Consider the following 5,642-nt stretch of genomic DNA (forward strand, 5'->3'; position numbering starts at 1 on the left):
CACCTTCCCCTTCACAACCACCCCCTTGATCTCCCCCCATACCCTCCCTCAACAACCACCCCCTCGATCTACCGTCATACCCGCCCCCCTACCGTCATACCCGCCCCCCTACCGTCATGCCCGCGAAGGCGGGTATCCAGAACTGCCCCAATTTCCTCCCCCCACCCCCCACCATGACCACAAAACCAGCCATCCACCTCATCCCTGAAACTTCTCGTCCCCTCCCCTTCATCACCATACCAACGCCCCTACCCCCACACCCTCCCTCCACCACCATCCCCTCGATCTACCGTCATGCCCGCGAAGGCGGGTATCCAGAACTGCCCCAATTTCCTCCCCCCAAACCCCACCATGACCGCAAAACCAGCCATCCAGCTCTTTTCAATAATCCCTCCCCCTGTGGATCATTGACGCAAGAATGCTGCACGTACCCACAAAAAGACCCCCCGCCTACGCGGAAATGACAGCCAAAAAGCACATAACCACCCCCCCCCTGCGAATGCATCGGGGGACCAAAACAAACAAAGAAACAACAGGATACACAGGACACGACTGCAGCAAAACAACCAGCAGCAACGCGAAAAAGAAAAGGAGAAAAAAGAGCACCCTAAGCCAGACCGGCAGGGCAAAACAGAAAAAAACTAAGGCCAGGATTCAGCCAATCTCAGCCATGTCCAAGCGCTTGTACAGAGGCAAAAGCAACACAGCCCCCCTGGGCAAAGTCCATCAATACCAACTCAGGAGTCCCACTCCCGGAGCAAGGCAGCCGCAGCCTTCCGCGCCTTGGGACTCAGCTCCTCAGCCCTGCGGAGCTGCACCCTTGCCTCATCAACCCGTCCCTGCCCAAAGAGCCAGGCCGCATACTCCAGAACATAGCGGTAGCGGAACAATCCATAGCGACCAGCAGCCCGGAACAAGGCCTCTGCCCTAACCGGATCCCCGGCCACCAGATCGTACCAACGACCTGCCATACTCAAACGATCCCCATTCAAGGGCTGCATCCCCAGGGCAGCATCGATCTGCTCCCGGGAATACCCTCCAAGCTCAGCATCACTGGGCTCCCACCCAGGTAGAACAGTGCCAAACACCAGCCTCTGCGGCAGCCCCTGCTGCTGTTTCTTAAAATAGCTCGACTCTGCCACTGCCCCGATAAAGCGGGCATAGCGATCACCCGGCAGCTCGTTCCCCAACTGAGCCAGATTCAGCCAGCTACCCCCGACCAGGAGCACAATGCCGCCGAACCCCAGGAGCAGTTTGGGCCAACCAGCAGTTGCAGGCGACAAGGTAATGGAAAGATCCTGCTCCATCCGTCCCCTGGCTGCCACGGCCAGAATAGCCGTAAGCAAAAAAAAGAACAGACCATTGGCATAGACCCGGAAGCTGAAATCCACCACACTATGGAGGAGCAGGCAACATACCCCGGTCAAGGTACCAATACTAACATAGACCAGATATTCCTCCGACTGATAGAGCAGCCCTTTAACCCCACTGCGCACCACAGCAAGCAAAAACCAACCGACCAAAACAAAACCAACCAGGCCACCTTCAATCAACAGCTCCAAGACATCGTTATGGACATGATAAAAGAACGACTCATCCACTGCCGACTGAAACCCTAGATAGACCGTACTAAAAGCATTGAAGCCAATACCAAAAAACGGAAACGATTGGACCATGGGCAATGAATCCTGCCAGATCCGCCAACGCGCATCCCGGAGTACCCCATCCAGTTCGCTTAAAGCGGCAAAACGATGGAGCAAGGAATCCAGGTGGCCCCAGGTCACGGCCAGGAGCAGCAGGGTAATCAAGACAGTCAGCAACAGACTCAACCATCTCCTCCGGGTCAGGACCAGCACCAAGATACAAAAGAGCATCATTGCCAGGGGCAGGACCAGGAAGGTGCCGCGGCAGGTGCTCACCACCAGGGCAAACCCGGCCGCAACCAGCACCACCCCGGAGAAGAGCAGGTAGCGCAACCTGACCGACCCCACCAGGTAGAGCAGACGATCACGCAGGCCAACAGACAAGGGCAGTTCAGGCTTGGAATAGAGAAAGAGGGCAAAGACCAGGGGAAAGAGCATGGCGATGAAACCGGCAAAATGGTCCCTATTAAACCATGGTCCCATGGCCGAGACAGGTGCCTCCCGCAGCCAGAGGAGCCGGCCTGGAGCGGTGAACAACTGGCAGGCAGCCAGCACGGCCAACACTCCAACCAGCACCACCTGGAGCATAACTACCCGGGGCAAGACCCGCTGCTGAGCCAACAACTGCACGGCCAGGAGGTAGAACAGAAGATAGGAGGCCAGCCTGGACACACCATCCAGCGTGGCCGGCCAATCCAGGCTCAGACAGAGCCAGGCATCTGGTTCCACCACCAACAGGGTGGCCTGATAGGGCGTATAGGTCGCTGGACTAAGCAGCTCCACCACAACCGCTGGTAAGGGCAGGACCTGCAGCCCCATCCAGGCCAGCAGCAGGAGCAGAGGCAGCATGCCGGGGGGCTGGACCAATGGTTGCCTTCGATTCCCCCAGAGAAAGAGCAGGCAGCTCACCGCAATCAAGGCCTCTGCCGTAGCGAACACCACCCGATCTACCCCGGCAAAGGCAAAGGGGAGAACAAAAAAGACAACAAGTAATAACACCAGGCTACTTTTCATGTTTTATCTTCTTGTAAAACACAAAACGATAAGCTAATCGGAGTGGTCGTAGTATCTTGTATAAAAACCACATTCTTTGCGGCAGAGGGAGCCAAGCCAGGTCGTAACCATCAGGTGAAAAAAGTTTATCTGCTATACAGTATCCGGCATCGATAGCATGATCAAATACCTTAAAATAAAAAATCACAGCTTTGCCATAACCTAGTGGCCCTGTCTGACTATGCTTTGTTTCAAGCAGGCGAGTTTCGACCTGCTTCACGAACTGCAGCAAGCCCTCTTCTTGGTCAAGTAGACGACAAATGTCTTTGGGTAGTGAGAGATTGAGCAGGTGCTGAGACAGGCACAACCCCAGCAAAAGCATTTTTCTACAGCCAAATTGCTCCGCCAGCATAAGTGCCTTCTGAAAATCCAAGCCAGGGCGGTTACGAACGGTCTCAGCTACCACGCAGACAAAATCCAGCTGATACCAATGATGCCTACTCCCATGAACACAGAGATAGATGAGCATCATTTCCGGCTGCAAATCAAGCAGTTTGTGGTGTAACAACTCTGATGCACAGAAAAATGGCTGAAGTGTTTCCAAGGTCCACTTCTCCCTCAAGAAACCACCAATTTCATGATGCAGCTCAACAACAACCTTGGTTTTTGGATGAATAAAGGCCCCATCTTTACCGTACCGGCAAAGGCGAAGCTGGCGTTCGAAGCTCAGGTTGTTTTTCGGCAGATACCCCAATCTACAAAGCACCTCAACCGCCTGCCGTAACTGTGCAGCTGAAACCAAAATATCCAGATCACCATAGGATCTTAAGGCATAACTACCATATACACTTTCTGCCAGTACAGGTCCTTTGAATGGCAGCGCCTTAATTTCATGTTGTGAAAAATGATCAAGGAGTTTCAGCAGAGTCTGGGAATAAAACAGATTATGAATGGCGGTGATTTTATACAGTGTCCTCAAATCATCCAGGACATAACCAGGAACATGAATAGGAATCTGTTTAAGGTGAGTGTACAGCAGCGGAAAAATACGATGCTTACTTGCTAATACGAGTAGTTGCTCCCAGTCAATTGTCTGGAAATCTACAATCGACCTGATTTTCCCAAGGTTTTTCTCTGTTACGCTGGATCGACAGCATAACAAAACTATTTCAGTTTCAGCTACACCAACACTAGTATAATGTTTCATTAAAAATTGACATTTTATTTATATTTGGCTTCCATAAAAAGAAAAAATGAAGGGGCTCCTCGCTATTTCAAGTGGGTAACCTGAAATCAAGTTTGCCAGCAATAAGGTAGGCCATGTTTTTAGGGGGGTAGGGCTCCTTGCTATTCCGTGTGGGTAGACTATCCTATTAATACCAATAGGTTTTGGCAGAGAATTCGGGTTGACTAGCATCAAGTTATCACAACACATTTTATGAAGTAAATTGGCTACACAATTTCTCAACTATTTGAATTACATGCGATTTCATCTTACATGGTAACCATATTTGTTTAAAAATGTGATCACCACTTTCACCAGCATGTTGAAGGCTTGTTAAATTAACATGCCGATTTTTCATACAATAACTACCCACACAAAATAGCGAGGAACCTCGACACAATCACCCGTTTTCCATATTGCTCGGCCAGGCCATTGAGTATGGCAACCAGCTTGGCAAAATTTCTGTCAGACTCAATGTTCTCTTCTCTATGGGCACTGACGACAAAGTAGTCGTCTTGATTAAGGGCCAGCCTGCTCAGCACATCAGAGGCCTTGATCTTCGGTTCATAATAATACAGAACCTCACAAATCGGGCTCCCGGTCTTGATCACCCGATCCGGTGGCAACCCCGCACGCAGCAGGTATTCCCTGGCAATGTCGCTGTAGGTCAGGTTAATGTCGGCCGTATGATCAACTATTTTTCGGTTGCTCTCTGCGCTTTGCGGGTCGGACCAAAACAATCCCCATACATTCGGAAACTTATGGTAATTTTATAGCTGTTATTTGCCCTTAAAGGGTCGTTTTTGGCATCAAAAAGAGTCGAACAAGGAGCATGAGGCTCATGTAAGAAAGGCCTGGGATATAAGAAACTCACACCTTAGGGGAACCTTGAAAATTACCCTGGACCCCGTTTGCCTCATTTTTAAGGGAATTTTTTTTAACAGATCCGGTTGTTCGGTTGGATGAACCCAACAATTTCAGGCCAGCGCATCAATGATTGTATGCGCGAGAGCCGTGTTGGGCGAATCCTCATAGCGCGTTTCACGTTCGCGCCGTTAGTAGTAATCCAGCCCGATCGATATTGTATGCCAAGTTGCGCAAACCAATTTTTGCTCTGGCTCTTACTATCCCGATCGTGCGCAATATAAGGTTTCCTGCTTTCTGGGCCTGCACACCAAAAATGTGCTCGACCCGGGAACGAACCCTGGACCGAGTCCGATTCCCCTCCTGTTCGGTGGGGGTCAATTTTCGATGACGGTTACCCTTTCGTTGAACATGTTCACGAAAGCCTTGATCAGCGAGACTCTGCAATCTTTCTTCGGATCGATAGGCTGAATCCGCCCATATATCCTTGCTGGTGTTGTCAGTGAGAAGCTGTTCAAAAACCTGGCTGTCGTGCAGGGCAGCATCCGTGACGCAGTAGCTGCGAATGAGTTTGTGTTTCACGTCCACCGAGATGTGATTTTTGTAGCCATAATAAGTTTTGCCGTTCTTTTTTGTCCAGCGGGCATCAACATCCTTTTGCCGTTGCTTGTTAGCTGGCCAATCGGGAATGCTACCATGCTTGATCTGGCTGTTTTCGTCGCGACTGTTCCGCTGTTTGGGGGCGTTTATAATACTAGCGTCGACAATCTGTCCCTTCATGGCTACGAAGCCACTGTCCCGAAGGTGAGCATCAAACGTTGAAAAGAGTTGCTCAACTATCCCGGCCTCAATGAGGTCTTCACGGAAACGCCAGATAGTCGTAGCGTCCGGCACTTTTTGACTAACGTGCAATCCAA

Annotated in this window: 3 protein-coding genes and 1 pseudogene; all 4 read right to left on the bottom strand. The window is 50.9% G+C overall.

All coding sequences use genetic code 11. The features are described 5' to 3' along the window. Positions 1-737: 737 nt before the first annotated feature. Positions 738-2,657, bottom strand: coding sequence for an O-antigen ligase family protein (locus tag G494_RS0114470; RefSeq protein WP_028585101.1), 1,920 nt, complete (start codon positions 2,655-2,657; stop codon positions 738-740). Continuing rightward, positions 2,647-3,843: a nucleotidyltransferase domain-containing protein gene (locus tag G494_RS0114475; RefSeq protein WP_028585102.1), complete on the bottom strand. Its 1,197-nt coding sequence runs from the start codon at positions 3,841-3,843 to the stop codon at positions 2,647-2,649. The genes G494_RS0114470 and G494_RS0114475 overlap by 11 nt, the downstream gene beginning before the upstream one ends. Positions 3,844-4,253: 410 nt before the next feature. Beyond that, positions 4,254-4,574: pseudogene (locus G494_RS0114480) on the bottom strand (UDP-N-acetylglucosamine 2-epimerase); the annotation flags it as partial. 328 nt (positions 4,575-4,902) lie between these two features. Next, positions 4,903-5,642: IS5 family transposase (locus tag G494_RS0114485; RefSeq protein ID WP_028585104.1), on the bottom strand; the 740-nt coding region annotated here is incomplete at its 5' end.

The organism is Desulfogranum mediterraneum DSM 13871, from assembly GCF_000429965.1.
Lineage (GTDB): Bacteria > Desulfobacterota > Desulfobulbia > Desulfobulbales > Desulfobulbaceae > Desulfogranum > Desulfogranum mediterraneum.